This is a genomic window from Pseudomonas sp. AP42 (assembly GCF_001728935.1).
GTDB lineage: Bacteria > Pseudomonadota > Gammaproteobacteria > Pseudomonadales > Pseudomonadaceae > Aquipseudomonas > Aquipseudomonas lactis.
In genome coordinates this window covers 1-17,052 of the sequence record NZ_LYSO01000125.1, presented here as the reverse complement: position 1 = coordinate 17,052, position 17,052 = coordinate 1, and the positions used below count along the sequence as shown (strand labels likewise).

Sequence of the window (17,052 nt, the reverse complement as noted above, 5' to 3'; positions counted from 1 at the left end):
TTTGGTTACTTTCGCGCTTTTCGAAAGTGACCCGCCGTTGGGCGGAACCCTAAGTGGCCGTTACCGCAGCAATGGATATGTACACAATCCAACTGTGTTGACTGGCAGGCCGCCTTCGCGAGCAAGCCCGCTCCCACAGTTTGATTGTGGGGTGTCAGGTAGATAGGTGTCGGCTGGAAGGCCGCCATCGCAGGCAAGCCAGCTCCTACATTTGGATCCTGGGGTGCCAGGTAGATAGGCGTCGGCTGGGAGGCCGTCATCGCAGGCAAGCCAGCTCCCACAGGTTCAGCGTCGCGACACAAAGGCCCCATCCCAACCGGACAAACCAGCTCAATCGCAGTATGGTTGCCCTCTCACCACTCCCCAGGAAACACCGGTAATGCTGTTTGTCGTCATGCTCGGGGGCAAGCACCCGCGGGCCAGGATCGAAGTACACGATGTGGTATTCGCAGTGGCCGATACCCTGCAAGCCACCTACCCGCAATTACGCGACGCCTGGTTTGGCAGCCCCAAAGGCGTACACATCGATTCATGGATGGCCGTCGATGGCGTCGATGGCTGGAAGGTTGAACTGAGCCACCTGGCGCCCCACGGCGATGCGCCGCGCCTGTACTTCATCAACCTCGGCGGCTACGAGGCCAATAGCTTCGGCGAAGCCCATCACTACCTGCTGGTGGTCGCCCATCACAAACAGGAGGCCATGCGCAAAGGCAAGCAACAGATGCTGAGTCACTGGTCCCAGTCCCACACCGACGCGGTGCTGGATATCGACGATTGCCTGCCCATCGACCTGGTGGACGGCCGCTATATTCACCTGGTGCAAGCGGCGCACCGACCGATCGTGCAGCGCAATGACTATCTCGTGCTGCCTTGAACCGGCAGGGCCTAAACAGTGGCGACTTAAAACCCAGTGGAACTTTGCCGAGAAATAACCGCCTGAATCCGGTACGCTCACCGTTTTTTACTCTAGGAGTTACTCACCATGGCCAAAGCCACCGCCCGTCACATCCTCGTTGCCACTGAAGACAAGTGCAACGAACTCAAAGCCCAAATCGAAGGCGGCGCTGATTTCGCAGAAGTCGCTAAAGCCAACTCCAGCTGCCCATCCAGCCGCCAAGGCGGTGATCTCGGTTCGTTCGGCCCAGGCCAGATGGTCAAGGAATTCGACACCGTGGTCTTCAGCGCCCCGGTCAACACCGTGCAAGGCCCGGTAAAGACTCAGTTCGGCTACCACCTGCTGGAAGTCACCAGCCGCCAGGATTGATTCAATCTGCGCTGATGCTATAAACAACGGCCCGCCCTCTGGCGGGCCGTTGTGCATCTGATGACTGGCGATGCCCAGGCCGTTAGCGTACAAATCCTTATTATTCTTTACCCGGCGCTCAAGGCTGATAATGCGATTGGCTTTTTCATCTCTGCTCTGCTCCACCCTGGCCTTGCTAATGGCCAGCACTGCGGTGATCGCGGCCCCGCAAACCTACTTGACGGTATACGGCGAGCCGGCCAAGTACGCCGAAGGTTTCAGCCATTTCGACTACGCCAACCCCAACGCCCCCAAGGGCGGCAGCCTGCGGCGTTCGGCGCTGGAGGTGGGGCGCTTTGACCATGTGCTGCCGTATATCGACAAAGGCATCGGCGTGTCCCAGGTCGACGGCTGGGTGTACGCGCCCTTGGCGTTGCGCTCGTTGGATGAGCCTTACACTGTCTATGGCCTGGTGGCGCAAAAGATGGAACGCGCCGACGACGGCCTGTCGCTGCGCTTCTACCTGAACCCCAAGGCGCGTTTTGCCGATGGCACGCCCATTACCGCGCAAGACGTACGCTACAGCTTTGACGTGCTGATGACCCAAGGCAGCCTGCGCTATCGCACGTTGTTTGCCGACGTCAAACACGTCGAAGTCGAAGGCGAACGCCAGGTGCGCTTTGACTTTTCCAGCAACGAAAACCGCACCCTGCCCCTGGATATCGCCACCTTGCCGGTGTTCCCCGAGCACTGGTGGAAGACCCGCGACTTTGCCAACGGCGGCGGTTACGAAGCCCCGCTGGGCAGCGGCCCGTATAAGGTCAGCAAGATCGACTCCGGCAGCACCATCACCTTCACCCGCGACCCCGACTGGTGGGGCAAGGACTTGCCGGTCAGCCGTGGCCTGTACAATTTCGATTACCTGAGCCTGGAATACTTCGGCGACACCGAAGTGGCGCGCCAAGTGCTGCGCGGTGGTGCCTACGACTTCAACCGAGAATTCTCTGCCACTGGCTACTCCATCGGCTACAACGGCCCGGCCCTGGACGATGGCCGCCTGCAGCGCGCGCACCTGGCCAAGGAGATGCCGCAGCCGGCCCAGGGCTATGTGTTCAATGTGCAAAAACCGATGTTCAAGGACCGGCGCGTGCGCCAGGCCCTGGCGATGCTGTGGGATTTCGAATGGGCCAACCGCCAGATGATGCGCAACCTGTACATCCGCCAGCAGAGCTATTTCTCCAATAGCCCATTGGCCGCCAGCCAGTTACCCACTCCGGAAGAACTGGCGATCCTCGAACCTCTGCGCGGGCAGGTTCCCGACGAGGTGTTTACTCAGGTGTTCAAGGCCCCGGTCACCGATGGCAGTGGCATGATCCGCGATAAACAGCTGCAAGCCTTGGCCCTGCTGGAAGACGCCGGCTGGAAACCTGTGGGCGACAAACTCGTCAATGCCCAGGGCGAGCCGCTGGAATTCACCTTTCTGAATGTCCAGAACGGCCTTGAGCGCCTGTTGCTGCCCTACAAGCGCAATCTGGCGCAGATCGGCATCACCCTGAATATCCGCCGCATCGACTCCTCGCAGTACGTCAACCGCCTGATGGCCCGCGACTACGACATGATCGTCACGGGTTTCCCGGTCACCACCTCGCCCGGCATGGAGCTGTACAACTATTTCGGCTCTGCCGCCGCGTTCGATTCGGGCGCCAACAACTACATCGTGCTCAAGGACCCGGCCGTCGATACGCTGATCCATGGCCTGGTCAAGGCCGACACCCAAACGAAGATGCTCACCTATGCCCACGCCCTGGACCGCGTGCTGCAATGGAATTACCTGTGGATCCCCAACTATTACCCACCGGGCACCTCCGCCGCATGGTGGAACCGTTTCGGGCGCCCGGCCATCGAGGCAAAAAACGACGAAGCCCTGGAAACCTGGTGGGAAGTCAGCCCCACCCCGCTGACGAACGAACAAATGCGGGCTGAGTTGAAAAAACGCGGAGAGGCCCACTGATGTTTGCCTATATCGTACGGCGCCTGCTGCTGATCATCCCGACGCTGGTGATCATCCTGTTGGTGAACTTCGTGATCGTGCAGGCCGCGCCCGGCGGGCCGGTGGAGCAAGCCATCGCGCACTTGCAAGGCATTGGCGGCGGTGGTGTGGCGGGCGCATCCGGCGAAGGCATCAGCGGCTCGCGGGCCAGCCGCGGCCTGGACCCCAAGCTGATCAAGGACATCGAAAAACAATACGGCTTCGACAAATCCGCGCCGGAACGCCTGTGGCTGATGCTCAAGAACTACGCCCAACTGGACTTCGGCAACAGCTTCTTTCGCGGCGCAACGGTAACTGACCTGATCCTGGAAAAGATGCCCGTCACCATTTCCCTCGGCCTGTGGGCCACGCTGATCACCTACTTGGTGTCGATCCCGTTGGGCATACGCAAGGCCGTGCGCCATGGCAGCAGCTTTGATATGTGGAGCAGCACGGCCATCGTCATCGGTTACGCGATGCCGGCGTTCCTGTTCGCGATGTTCCTGATCGTAGTGTTCGCCGGCGGTACCTCGCTGAACTGGTTCCCGGTACGCGGGCTGGTCTCGGAAAACTTTGCCGAACTGAGCACCGTGGGCAAGATCGCCGACTACTTCTGGCACTTGGTACTACCGGTCACGGCACTGGTGATCGGCGGGTTCGCCACCTTGACCATCCTCACTAAGAACTCGTTCCTCAATGAAATCACCCGCCAGTACGTGGTCACCGCCCGCGCCAAGGGCTTGAGCGAACGCCGGGTGCTGTACGGTCACGTGTTCCGCAATGCCATGCTGCTGGTGATCTCGGGGATTCCCCAGGCGTTTATCAGTGTGTTCTTTGCCGGCTCGCTGCTGATCGAGGTGATCTTCTCCCTCGATGGACTGGGCCGCATGAGCTACGAGGCGGCGGTGTCCCGGGACTACCCGGTGGTGTTTGGCTCGCTGTTTATCTTCACCCTGTTCGGCCTCTTGATAAAACTCATCGGTGACCTCTGCTACACCCTGGTGGACCCGCGTATCGACTTCGCCGCGAGGAACGCCTAATGCTCAACCTGTCTCCCGTGGCCCGCCGGCGCTTCGAGCGCTTCAAGAAAAACAGGCGTGGCTGGTGGTCGCTGTGGCTGTTTATCGGCCTGTTTATCCTGACCCTGGGCGGCGAGTTGATCGCCAATGACAAACCGCTGGTGCTCAGTTTCAAGAACGAGCTGTATTTCCCGGTGTTCAAGCGCTACACCGAGCAGCAGTTCGGCGGGCAATTGCCGTTCCAGGCGGATTACCGCAGTGACTATGTGCAAAAGCTGATCAAGCAGGAGGGCGGTTGGATGCTGTTCCCACCCATTCCGTTCAGCGATGACACCCCCAACTACGAACTCACCCGCCCTGCCCCGAGCCCGCCGTCGGCGGTGAACTGGCTGGGCACCGATGACCAGTCCCGCGATGTGTTGGCGCGGGTGATCTTTGGCGCACGGGTGTCAATCCTGTTTGCCCTGGCCCTGACTGCCATCAGCGCCGTCATCGGGATTGCCGCCGGCGCGCTGCAGGGGTACTACGGCGGCTGGGTGGACTTGCTCGGGCAACGCATCCTGGAGGTGTGGTCTGGCCTGCCGGTGCTGTACCTGCTGATTATCCTGTCGGGGTTTGTCGAGCCGAATTTCTGGTGGTTGCTGGGGATCATGGCGCTGTTTTCCTGGCTGGCCCTGGTGGACGTGGTGCGCGCCGAGTTCCTGCGTGGGCGCAACCTGGAATACGTCAAGGCCGCGCGCGCCCTGGGCCTGGGCGATGCCAAGATCATTCGTCGGCACATCCTGCCCAACGCCATGACCGCGACCCTCAGCTATTTGCCGTTCATTTTGACCGGGGCGATCTCCACCTTGAGCGCCCTGGATTTCCTTGGCTTCGGCATGCCCGCCGGCAGCGCGTCCCTGGGCGAGCTGATCGGCCAGGGCAAGCAGAACCTGCAAGCGCCGTGGCTGGGGCTGACAGCGTTTTTCACCCTGGCGCTGATTCTGTCGTTGCTGGTGTTTATCGGCGAGGCACTGCGTGATGCCTTCGACCCCCGCTCATGAGTGACTGCGTATGAACCTGATCGAAATCCGCGACCTGTGCGTCGCCTTCAACGGCCAGACCGTCGTGCGCAACCTGAGCCTGGACGTGCGCCCCGGCGAGTGTCTGGCGCTGGTGGGCGAGTCGGGCTCGGGCAAGTCGGTGACGGCCCATTCGATCCTGCAACTGCTGCCGCAAGCCGGCACCGAAACCCTGGGGTCCATCAAGTATCGCGGCCAGGAACTGATCGGCGCCTCACCAAGCACCCTGCAAAAATTGCGCGGCAACCGCATTGCCATGATTTTCCAGGAGCCGATGACCTCGCTGAACCCGCTGCACAGCATCGAAAAGCAGATCGGCGAAACCCTCCTGCTGCACAAGGGCCTGGGCGGCAAGGCGGCGCAGGCGCGCATCCTCGAACTGCTGGAACTGGTGGGCATCCAGAAACCCCAGGAACGGCTCAAGGCCTACCCCCATCAACTGTCCGGCGGCCAGCGCCAGCGGGTGATGATCGCCATGGCCCTGGCCTGCGAGCCCGAACTGCTGATTGCCGACGAGCCCACCACGGCGCTGGACGTGACGGTGCAGCGCAAGATCCTGCTGCTGCTCAAGTCCTTGCAACAACGCCTGGGCATGTCGCTGCTGCTGATCAGCCATGACCTCAACCTGGTGCGCAGTATCGCCCAGCGGGTCTGCGTGATGCGTGCTGGGGAAATCGTCGAACAGGCCGACTGCCAGACCTTGTTCACCGCCCCCCAGCATCCCTACAGCCGTTTGCTGCTGGACGCCGAGCCCTCGGGCGATGTGCTGTGCAGCGAGCCGCGTGAGACGGTATTGGAAGTGAATGACCTGAGCGTGCAATTCCCGCTCGGCGGCGGGCTGTTCCGCGCCAAGACCTACCTGCGTGCGGTGGACGGCATCAGCCTCAGCGTGCAGCGCGGCAAGACCCTGGGGATTGTCGGCGAGTCCGGTTCCGGCAAGTCCACCCTGGGCCAGGCGATCCTGCGCTTGCTCGACTCCAGCGGCAGCATTCGCTTTCAGGGTGAGGCTCTGGACCCGCTCAACCATCAGCAGATGCGCCCGTGGCGCAAGCAGATGCAGGTGGTGTTCCAGGACCCCTATGGCAGCCTCAGCCCGCGCATGTCGGTGCAGCAGATCATCAGCGAGGGCCTGGAAGTGCACGCGCCGTGCAGCCTGGCCGACCGCGAAGCGCAAGTGGTCCAGGTGCTCAAGGACGTGGGCCTGGACCCCGCCAGCCGACATCGCTACCCCCATGAGTTTTCCGGTGGCCAGCGCCAACGCATCGCCATTGCCCGCGCCCTGGTGCTCAAGCCAGCGCTGATGCTGCTCGACGAACCCACCTCGGCCCTGGACCGTACGGTGCAGAAACAAGTGGTGGCGCTGCTGCGCGAACTGCAGGACAAATACGGCCTGACCTACCTGTTTATCAGCCACGACCTGGCGGTGGTGCGCGCCATGGCCCATGACATGATCGTGGTCAAGGATGGCAAGGTGGTGGAGCGTGGCGCCAGCCATGATGTGTTCGAATCGCCCCAACACCCGTACACCAAAGAACTGCTGGCTGCAGCGCACATCCCGTTATAAACGTGAGCACGCATTTCCCTCTGTGGGAGCGGGCTTGCTCGCGAAAGCGGCGGGCCAGGTAGTCTATCCGGCACTGGCATATCGCATTCGCGAGCAAGCCCGCTCCCACAGGGTCTCGATTTCACCCCAATTTTTTGCGTTGACGGCTTAAACATGAACATCACCGACAGCCTCAAGGACTACCAACAGGTTCGCGGCCTGGCCATCCAGTCGCTGTTCGAGATCATCGAGCAGTCCAGCGAGGGCACGGTCATCGTCGACCGCGATGCGAATATCGTGTGGATGAACGAGCGTTACGCCAAGCGTTTTGGCCTCAAGAGCGCCGACCAAGCCATCGGCCAGCCGTGCGAGCAGGTGATTTCCAACAGCCTGCTGCGCCAGGTGGTGCGCAATGACCGGCCGATCCTGCTGGACATCCAGGACACCCCCAAGGGCCCGCTGGTGGTGATGCGCCTGCCGATCCACGACGAGGCAGGAGCGGTGATCGGCGCGATTGGGTTTGCGCTGTTCGATGAACTGCGCAACCTGTCGCCGCTGATCGAGCGCTACCTGAGCATGCAGCAGGAGCTGGCCTCCACGCGCTCACTGCTGCGCTCGCGGCAAAGCAAATACAACTTCGCGCACTTTATCGGCACCAGCGCCGCCAGCCTTGAGGTCAAGCGCCGGGCGCGGCGCAGTGCGAGCGCCGAGTCGCCGGTGTTGCTGCTCGGGGAAACCGGCACCGGCAAGGAGCTGCTGGCCCAGGCCATCCACGGCGCATCGCCGCGGGCGCACAAAGCCTTTGTGAGCATCAACAGCGCGGCGATTCCCCATGACCTGCTTGAAGCCGAATTCTTCGGCACTGCACCCGGTGCGTTTACGGGTGCCGACCGCAAGGGTCGCCCCGGCAAGTTCCAGATCGCCCAGGGCGGCACGTTGTTTCTCGACGAAATCGGCGACATGCCGCTGCCACTGCAAAGCAAATTGCTGCGGGTGTTGCAGGAAAAGGAATTCGAACCGGTGGGCTCCAACGAGATGCTGCACAGCGATGTGCGGGTGATTGCCGCAACGTCCATGGACCTGGAGGCGGCGATCAAACGTGGCGAGTTTCGTGCGGATTTGTATTACCGACTGAACGTGCTGCCGATCCAAGTGCCGCCGTTGCGTGAACGCCTGGAGGATATTCCGGCATTGAGCGAGGCGATCCTTGAGGAGTTGCGCAGCCAGCACGAACTGGACCGCGATGCCCTGGCGCTGTTGGCCCAACATGCCTGGCCGGGCAATATCCGCGAGCTTCGCAATGTGCTGGAGCGGGCGGCGCTGTTGAGTGATGACCTGATGCTCAATGCCAGCGACCTTCGCGCAGCAATTGGCACGTTCAGCCCGGTACAACGGGGCGCGGTGGCGGCGGTCGAGGGTGAAACCTTTGCAGCGGCGCGGGAGCGGTTTGATCGGCAGGTGATTGCGGGGGCGCTCAAGGCCTGTGACGGCAATGTGGTAGAGGCGGCCAAGCGGTTGGGGCTTGGGCGGTCGACGTTGTATAAAAAAATGCTGGTGCTTGGACTAACTTAGTCTCAAATCAGAGACACAATTCCCAATATCAAGACAATCTTATGTGGGAGCTGGCTTGCCTGCGATAGCGCTCTAACAGTGCCCTACAAGCCAGCTGAACCACCGCTATCGCAGGCAAGCCAGCTCCCACAAGGGTCTCCACTCGTCTCTCGATTGAGACTGTCTTCTGAAAATCCGTCGTCAACAGCCAATAAATCTTTATATATCAACAAGTTATAAATATGGCACACATCTCGCTATAGCTCCCACCCAACGCCTCACCCACAACAATAACAATCCGATGGAGACACACCATGAGTGTGATCATTGCCCTGGCTGCGCTCGCGCTGCTGATGCTGGCCGCCTACCGTGGCTATAGCGTTATCCTGTTTGCCCCCATCGCCGCCCTTGGCGCGGTGCTGCTCACCGACCCGTCCGCCGTCGCCCCTGCCTTTACCGGGGTGTTCATGGAAAAGATGGTCGGTTTTATCAAGCTGTATTTCCCGGTATTTCTGCTCGGTGCGGTGTTCGGCAAGCTCATTGAGCTGTCAGGCTTTTCGCGTTCGATCGTGGCCGCTGCGATCCGCTTGCTCGGCACCCGCCAGGCGATGCTGGTGATTGTGCTGGTCTGCGCCCTGCTCACCTATGGCGGCGTGTCGCTGTTCGTGGTGGTGTTTGCGGTGTACCCGTTCGCCGCCGAGATGTTCCGCCAGAGCAATATCCCCAAGCGCCTGATCCCGGCGACCATCGCCCTCGGCGCGTTTTCGTTCACCATGGACGCCCTGCCCGGCACCCCGCAGATCCAGAACATCATCCCCAGCACCTTCTTTAACACCACCGCCTGGGCGGCGCCGTGGCTGGGGCTGATCGGTACGATCTTCGTGTTCTGCGCTGGCATGCTCTACCTCGCACGCCAGCGCAACAAGGCCCAGCGTGCCGGTGAAGGCTATGGCACCGAGTTGCGCAATGAGCCGGAAACCGCCGACAACCTGAGCTTGCCCAACCCGTGGCTCGCGTTGTCGCCGCTGATCCTGGTGGGGGTGATGAACCTGTTGTTCACCCACTGGATCCCGCAGTGGTACGGCAAGACCCACAGCCTCAGCCTGCCGGGCATGAGCGCGCCGGTGACCACCGAAATCGCCAAGCTCACCGCGATCTGGGCGGTGCAGGCAGCGTTGCTGGTGGGGATTATCGTGGTGCTGGTGTTCGGCTTTTCGGCGATCAAGAGCAAGCTGGCCGAAGGCAGTAAAAGCGCGGTCAGCGGTGCATTGCTGGCGGCGATGAACACCGCCTCGGAATATGGGTTTGGCGCGGTGATCGCCTCGCTGCCGGGCTTTCTGGTACTGGCGGACTGGCTCAAGGGCATCCCCAACCCGCTGGTCAACGAAGCGATCACCGTGACCTTGCTGGCCGGAATCACCGGCTCTGCTTCCGGCGGCATGAGCATCGCCCTCGCCGCGATGTCCGAGAGCTTTATTGCAGCCGCCCACGCGGCCAATATCCCCCTTGAGGTGCTGCACCGGGTCGCGGCCATGGCCAGCGGCGGCATGGACACCCTGCCCCACAACGGCGCGGTAATCACCTTGCTGGCGGTCACCGGGCTGACCCACCGCGAAGCCTACAAGGACATTTTTGGTATCACGATCATCAAGACCCTTGCGGTGTTCGTGGTGATCGGCACTTTCTACGCCACCGGCATTGTGTGAGGTTTTCATGACGACTTTGAATGGCAAGACCGCCTTGGTCACCGGTTCCACCAGCGGCATCGGCTTAGGGATAGCCCTGAGCCTGGCCAAGGCTGGCGCCAACCTGATTCTCAACGGCTTTGGCGACGCCAGCGCGGTGATCGCCCAGGTGCAGGCGTTTGGCGGTAAGGTCGGGCATCACCCGGCCGACGTCAGCGACCCCGCGCAGATCGCCGACATGCTCGCTTACGCCGAGCGCGAGTTCGGTGGCGTGGACATCCTGGTCAACAATGCCGGCATTCAGCATGTGGCAGCGGTGGAGGACTTTCCGGTGGAACGCTGGGATTCGATTATCGCCATCAACCTGTCCTCGGTGTTCCACAGCACCCGCCTGAGCTTGCCGGGCATGAAGGCCAAGGGCTGGGGGCGCATCGTCAATATCGCTTCGGTGCACGGCCAAGTCGGCTCAGTGGGCAAGGCGGCGTATGTGGCGGCCAAGCATGGGGTGATCGGCCTCACCAAGGTGGTGGGCCTGGAAACCGCCACCAGCAATGTGACCTGCAACGCCATCTGCCCGGGCTGGGTGCTGACGCCACTGGTGCAGAAGCAGATTGATGATCGTGTGGCCACCGGGGTCGACCCACAGCAGGCACAACAGGATCTGCTGGCGGAGAAACAGCCGTCACTGGAGTTTGTGACGCCGTCGCAGTTGGGCGAGCTGGTGTTGTTTTTGTGCAGCGAAGCCGGCGCCCAGGTGCGCGGCGCGGCCTGGAACATCGATGGCGGCTGGCTGGCCCAGTAATTCACACACAGCCTATCTAATGTGGGAGCTGGCTTGCCTGCGATAGCATTGGGTCAGTTGCCCGATCTATCACTGATACACCGCTATCGCAGGCAAGCCAGCTCCCACAATTTTAACAAGAGGCAGCTTATGTCCGACATCCTCTGGCAACCCTCCCCGGAACGCATCGCCAACACGCGCATGGACCAGTTCCGCCGCTTCATCAACCAACGCCACGGCGTGCAGCTCCACGACTACCCCGCCCTGCACCAATGGAGCATCGACCAGCGCCCGGACTTCTGGCAGGCGATTGTGGCGTTCTTTGACGTGCAGTTTCGCAGCCCGCCCAGCGTCACCCTGATCGAAGACGTGGAGATGCCCAGCGCCCATTGGTTTCCTGGCGCCACCCTGAACTTTGCCGAACACCTGTTGCGCCGCCGCGATAATCACCCTGCTGTGGTAGCCATCAGCGAAGACGGCCAACGTGAACAGTTGAGCTATGCGCAACTGGCGGAACACGTGGCCGGCGTGCAAAAAAGCCTGCGGGCGGCCGGGGTCGGCATAGGGGATCGGGTGGCCGCCTGCATGCCCAACACCTGGCAAACCCTGGTGGGCATGCTCGCCACCACCAGCCTCGGCGCGATCTGGTCGTGCTCCTCGCCAGACTTCGGCACCCAGGGCGTCATCGACCGCTTCGGCCAGATCGAGCCCAAGGTGCTGATCACCTGCGCAGGCTACCGCTATGCCGGCAAGCGCATCGACCAGAGCGCCAAGCTCAATGAAATCCTTGAACGCCTGCCCTCCCTGCAACAGCTGATCATCGTGCCTTACGCCAAGCCCGAGGCTCAGGCTGGGGACTACACCACCCACGCCCACGTCGCACTGTGGGACGACTTCTATCAAGCCGGCGGCGAACCCGAATTTGTCGCGGTGCCGTTCGATCACCCGCTGTATATCCTTTATTCCAGCGGCACCACCGGCATCCCCAAGTGCATCATCCACGGCACGGGCGGCGTATTGCTGACGCACCTCAAGGAACACGGCCTGCATGCCGACCTTAACCGCGAGGACTGCCTGTTCTACTACACCACCTGCGGCTGGATGATGTGGAACTGGCTGGTGTCGGTGCTGGCGATCGGCGCCACCGCGGTGCTGTACGACGGCTCGCCGTTCCACCCGGGCCCCGAACGCTTGCTCGACCTGATCGATGCGGAAAAAATCAGCGTGTTCGGCACCAGCCCCAAATTCCTCGCCACCCTGGAAAAATCCGGGTTGCAGCCGCGCTTGAGCCACGATCTGGGCAGCCTCAAGGGCCTGATTTCCACCGGCTCGCCGCTGTCGCCCCAGAGTTACGACTACGTGTACCGCGAGATCAAATCCGAGCTGTGCCTGTCCTCGATGTCCGGTGGCACCGACATTGTCTCCTGCTTTGTGATCGGCAACCCGGTGCTGCCCGTGCGGAGCGGTGAGATGCAGTGCAAGAGCCTGGCCATGGCCATCGAAGTGTGGGACGACCAGGGCCGGCCCCTGATCGGAGAGAAAGGCGAACTGGTGTGCACCCGGCATTTCCCGGCTATGCCCATCGGGTTGTGGAACGACCCGCAACAGCAAAAACTGCGCGCCTCGTATTTCAGCCAGTTCCCCGGCGTGTGGGCCCAGGGCGACTATGCCGAGCAACGCGCCAACGGCAGTCTGTTGATTCATGGGCGTTCCGACGCGGTGCTCAACCCCGGCGGCGTGCGCATTGGCACCGCCGAGATTTATCGCCAGGTAGAAAAAATCCCGCAGGTGCTGGAGAGCCTCGCCATTGGTCAACGTTGGCAGGACGACGTGCGCGTGGTGCTGTTTGTGCGCCTGGAGGACGGGATCGAACTGGACGAGGCGCTGCAACAGCAGATCCGCCAGGTGATTCGCGCCAACACCACACCGCGGCACGTGCCGGCGAAGATCCTCGCTGTCACGGATATCCCCCGCACCATCAGCGGCAAAATCGTCGAATTGGCGGTGCGCAATGTGGTGCATGGCGAGCCGGTGAAAAACACCGATGCCCTGGCCAACCCCCAGGCGCTGGAGCAATTTCGCGACAGGGCTGAGCTGGCCGATTAGATGAAAGGTTTCAGCGCTGATGCAGCGTTTTGAAGAAAAACCCTCAAGGCATGCTATTTTTCGGGGGTAGTCACCCGTTGTCTTTCCTTGGGACAATGGGTGTTGTCATTTTTCAAAGCGTCATGCTCAGGGCTTTTTATGAATGGAACATCCACCGGTAGCGAAGCCGCTGCGTTGATCAAGCGGCTGGACTGGGCACAAAGCCCACTCGGTGAGGCCAGTGAGTGGCCGCAAAGCCTGCGCACTGCCGTCGATATTGTCGTGCATTCACCCATGCCGATGGTGCTGCTGTGGGGCCCGCAACTCACGCAACTCTATAACGATGGCTTTGCCCACCTGATTGGCAGCAAACACCCCGGCGCCCTGGGCCAGCCGGCGCACCACACCTGGCCGGAGCTTGAAAGCTTCGCCGCGCCGGTCTACGACGCCGTGCTCGGCGGCCAGGTGCGCACCTTCAGCGAGCAACGCTTTGTGCTGCACCGCCAGGGCAGCGATACCGAAATCTGGCTGGACCTGACCTACAGCCCGGTGCGCGATGAAAGCTGCCAGGTGGCCGGCATCCTGGTCACCGCCATTGAAACCAATGAGCGGCGCAGTAAAACCCTCGAACTGCAACAGCGTTCCGAAGCAAGCCTCAAGGCCCAGCACAACACCGAGCAACGCCTGCAACTCGCATTGGCAGCCACCGACGCGGTGGGCACCTGGGACTGGGATATCGGTGAAGACCGCTTCATCGCCGACGCCCATTTCGCCTATCTGCATGGCGTCGGCCCCAATGATTCAAGCCTGCTGCCTATCAGCGCTTACCTGCACGGCGTGCATCCTGAAGACCGGGGCACGGTGACGCGCAGCATCAAGCATTGCATCACCCACGGCACCGAATACGCCGAGGAGTACCGCCTGCAGCAAGCCGATGGCCAGGTGCGCTGGGTATTCGCTCGTGGCCGCTGCTACAAGGATCATCACGGCCGGCCGGCGCGGTTCCTCGGCGCCGCACTGGACCTCACCGAGCGCAAAAACACCGAGCAGGCCTTGCGCCAGAGCCAGACCGAGCTGCAACTGATCATCAACGCCATGCCCGTGTTGATCGGCTACGTCGACCACGACCAGCGCTTTCGCCTCAACAACAGCGCTTACCTGGAGTGGTACGGCAAGACGCCCCAGGAACTGTACGGCAAGACCATCCGCGAAGTGCTCGGCGACGAGGTGTATGCCGGGCGCGCAGACAAGATCGCCGCCGCGCTCAAGGGCAAGGCGTGCAGCTTCATGACGGTGACGCCTCATCGCGATGGCCGCCCGCGCCATGCGTTGATGAAGTACCTGCCGCGCTTTAGCAATGACGGCTCGGTGAATGGTTTCTACATCTTTGTGATCGACGAGACCGAACGCAAGCTCACCGAAGAAGCCCTGCGCCACCTCAACGAGAACCTCGAAGAACGCGTGGCCCAGCGCACCCAGGCGCTGGCCGAGGCCAACCAGCGCCTGCAAAACGAGATGTTCGAGCGCGAACGTGCCGAAGATGCCCTGCGCCATGCCCAGAAGATGGAAGCGGTCGGCCAGCTCACCGGCGGTATCGCCCATGACTTCAACAACATGCTCACCGGCATCATCGGCAGCCTGGACCTGATGCAGCGTTACATTGCCGCCGGGCGCAGCGACGATATCGGCCGCTTTGCCGATGCCGCCGTGTCCTCCGCCCATCGTGCCGCCGCCCTTACCCACCGGCTGCTGGCGTTCTCGCGGCGCCAGTCGCTGGACCGTCGCCCTACCGACCCCAACCAACTGGTGGCATCCCTGGAAGACCTGTTCCGGCGCACCAAGGGCGCGCATATCGAACTCAAGGTCCAACTGGGCAAGGACATCTGGCCGGTGAATACCGACGCCAGCCAATTGGAAAACGCCCTACTCAATCTGGTGATCAACGCCCGCGACGCCATGCCTGACGGCGGTGAGCTGCTGATCGAAACCGCCAACAGTTACCTGGACGGCACCGACATCACCACTCTGGAACCGGTCAAGGCTGGCGACTATGTGATGCTTGGCGTGAGCGACAACGGCAGTGGCATGGCGCCGAAAATCCTCGCCAAGGCCTTCGACCCGTTCTTCACCACCAAGCCCATCGGCCAAGGCACTGGCCTTGGGTTGTCGATGATCTACGGCTTTGCCCAGCAGTCCGGCGGCCACGTAACCATCCAGAGCGAGCCCGGCCAGGGCACCTGCGTGCGCCTGTACCTGCCGCGTTTGTATGGCACGGCGCTGGAAAGCAGCCTGCCCACCAGTCTGACCGAAGCACCCGTGGCCCTGGCCGGTGAAGCGGTGGTGGTGGTCGAGGACGACCCGGCGGTGCGTATGCTGGTGGTCAATGTGCTCGACGAACTGGGCTACACCGCACACCAGGCGGCGGATGCCCGTGCGGCGCTGCCGTTGCTGGAGTCGGATTTGCGTGTGGACTTGCTGGTGACCGACGTCGGCCTGCCCGGCATGAACGGCCGGCAACTGGCGGAAATCGCCCGCCAGCATCGCCCCGGCCTGCGCGTGCTGTTCATGACCGGTTATGCCGAGAAAGCCGCCGAGCGCCAGGGGTTCCTGGAAGACGGCATGGACATGGTCGCCAAGCCCTTTTCCATTGACCTGTTGGCCAACAAAATCCGTAGCATGATCGGCGTCGAGGCCTGAGTTCAGGCATAATCGCGCGCCGTCGCACAGCTGGTAGAGCCCCATGAAAGCCCAAGCCCGTCATATCCTGGTGAAAACCAGCGAAGAAGCCGAACAACTCAAGCAGCGCATTGCCAAGGGCGAAGCCTTTGATGTGCTGGCCAAGAAGTACTCCACCTGCCCGTCAGGCAAACGCGGCGGTGACCTGGGCGAAGTGCGGCCCGGGCAGATGGTGGGGGCCATTGATGCGGTGATCTTCAAGAAACCGGTGAAGGTGGTGCACGGGCCGATCAAGAGCAAGTTTGGCTATCACCTGGTGCAGGTGTTTTACCGCGATTGAGCATTTGGCTCCAGACCGCTTTCGCGAGCAACCCCGCTCCCACATTCGACCGCGTTAACTGTGGGAGCGGGCTTGCTCGCGAACCGCCGCAGGCGGCCATTCATCTCGGTATTAAAGCCCCCGGCACCTGAATCACCCGGCTCGCCAACCGATGCCCCGCCAATGCAGCCTCTTGCGGCGAGCCACCCTTGAGCCGACTGGCCAAATACGCCGCACTGAACGAATCTCCCGCCGCCGTGGTGTCCACCACCTTCTCCACCTTCAACGCCGGCACCGCAAAGCGCTCGCCCGCGCAACGAATCAGGCAGGCATCCGCTCCGCGCTTGAGCACCACTTCTGCAATCGACGGGTACGCCGCAAATACCTGCTCGCTATTCTCATAGCCAAACAACGCGCGTTCGTCATCCTCGGTGAGCAAGGCAATGTCCACCTCGACCAACACCCTGCGATACGCCTCACGGGCCGTTTGCACATCGGCCCACAGCCGCGGCCGGTAGTTGTTATCGAACACCACCTTGGCGCCGCGCCGACGGGCTTCGATCAGCGCCTGCAGTAAGCGCTCACGTCCGATATCTCCCAGCACCGCCAGGGTAATGCCGCTCAAATACACCATGTCATAGCCCGGCAAGGCCGCCAGGACCGGCTCGGCAGCCGGTGTGGTAAAGCAGTCGCGCACGGCCGCTTCGTTGCGCCAGTAGAGGAATTTACGTTCGCCCTGGGCATCAGTCTGGATGCAGTACAAGCCCGGCAGGCGCCCAGGCAGGCGCTGGACCATCCCCAGGCCAAGGCCTTCGGCGTGCCAATGCTCACACATGGCATCGCTGAAGCTGTCATCGCCCAGGGCGGTGACGTAGTCAACGCTGCCGGCATCGCCCAGCTCGCGGCGCAGGTACACCGCGGTGTTCAGGGTATCGCCGCCGAAGCTCTGGTGCAGGCTGCCGTCGGCGCGGTGTTGCAGTTCGATCATGCATTCGCCGATGAGGGCGATGTGGGGGTGGGTGTTCATGCCTTGGCTCTCTGGTGTGGCTGATGGCCTCTT

General features: G+C 62.0%; 13 protein-coding genes. 12 read left to right on the top strand and 1 reads right to left on the bottom strand.

The genetic code is table 11. The features are described 5' to 3' along the window. Positions 1-379: 379 nt before the first annotated feature. The 12 genes from A7K61_RS26820 (at position 380) to A7K61_RS26765 (ending at position 16,013) form a co-directional block, all read left to right on the top strand. Positions 380-874: a DUF1543 domain-containing protein gene (locus tag A7K61_RS26820; protein ID WP_044274276.1), complete on the top strand. Its 495-nt coding sequence runs from the start codon at positions 380-382 to the stop codon at positions 872-874. 108 nt (positions 875-982) lie between these two features. Next, positions 983-1,264, top strand: coding sequence for a peptidylprolyl isomerase (locus A7K61_RS26815; protein WP_003208024.1), 282 nt, complete (start codon positions 983-985; stop codon positions 1,262-1,264). 130 nt (positions 1,265-1,394) lie between these two features. Next, positions 1,395-3,254 carry an extracellular solute-binding protein gene (locus A7K61_RS26810; protein WP_069558720.1) on the top strand — a complete coding sequence of 620 codons (1,860 nt, stop codon included), beginning with the start codon at positions 1,395-1,397 and terminating at the stop codon, positions 3,252-3,254. Continuing rightward, positions 3,254-4,312, top strand: a complete 1,059-nt coding sequence (locus A7K61_RS26805) for a microcin C ABC transporter permease YejB (protein WP_005788805.1) — start codon at positions 3,254-3,256, stop codon at positions 4,310-4,312. The genes A7K61_RS26810 and A7K61_RS26805 overlap by 1 nt, the downstream gene beginning before the upstream one ends. Then, positions 4,312-5,334 (top strand): ABC transporter permease, encoded by a 1,023-nt coding sequence (locus tag A7K61_RS26800; protein WP_003191804.1) that lies wholly within the window; start codon positions 4,312-4,314, stop codon positions 5,332-5,334. Before A7K61_RS26805 ends, A7K61_RS26800 begins: the two co-directional genes overlap by 1 nt. 10 nt (positions 5,335-5,344) lie before the next feature. Continuing rightward, positions 5,345-6,916 carry an ABC transporter ATP-binding protein gene (locus tag A7K61_RS26795; RefSeq protein ID WP_047711053.1) on the top strand — a complete coding sequence of 524 codons (1,572 nt, stop codon included), beginning with the start codon at positions 5,345-5,347 and terminating at the stop codon, positions 6,914-6,916. 153 nt (positions 6,917-7,069) lie between these two features. Continuing rightward, on the top strand, positions 7,070-8,467 hold the full coding sequence (locus A7K61_RS26790; protein WP_069558719.1) for a sigma-54-dependent Fis family transcriptional regulator: 1,398 nt from the start codon (positions 7,070-7,072) through the stop codon (positions 8,465-8,467). 293 nt (positions 8,468-8,760) lie between these two features. Next, entirely contained in the window at positions 8,761-10,152 is a 1,392-nt protein-coding gene (locus A7K61_RS26785) for a GntP family permease (protein WP_003191810.1), read from the top strand. Positions 10,153-10,159: 7 nt separating this feature from the next. Next, complete coding sequence (locus tag A7K61_RS26780) at positions 10,160-10,933, top strand: 3-hydroxybutyrate dehydrogenase (RefSeq protein WP_003191811.1); 774 nt, start codon at positions 10,160-10,162, stop codon at positions 10,931-10,933. A 129-nt stretch (positions 10,934-11,062) separates the two neighbouring features. Next, positions 11,063-13,018, top strand: coding sequence for an acetoacetate--CoA ligase (locus A7K61_RS26775; protein ID WP_069558718.1), 1,956 nt, complete (start codon positions 11,063-11,065; stop codon positions 13,016-13,018). A gap of 138 nt (positions 13,019-13,156) precedes the next feature. After that, positions 13,157-15,694, top strand: a complete 2,538-nt coding sequence (locus A7K61_RS26770; protein WP_069558717.1) for a PAS domain-containing protein — start codon at positions 13,157-13,159, stop codon at positions 15,692-15,694. 43 nt (positions 15,695-15,737) lie between these two features. Then, complete coding sequence (locus A7K61_RS26765; RefSeq protein WP_003174397.1) at positions 15,738-16,013, top strand: peptidylprolyl isomerase; 276 nt, start codon at positions 15,738-15,740, stop codon at positions 16,011-16,013. Between the two features lie 100 nt (positions 16,014-16,113). Here A7K61_RS26765 and A7K61_RS26760 read toward each other — a convergent pair whose 3' ends face one another. After that, positions 16,114-17,019 (bottom strand): sugar kinase, encoded by a 906-nt coding sequence (locus tag A7K61_RS26760; protein ID WP_069558716.1) that lies wholly within the window; start codon positions 17,017-17,019, stop codon positions 16,114-16,116. Positions 17,020-17,052 lie beyond the last annotated feature (33 nt).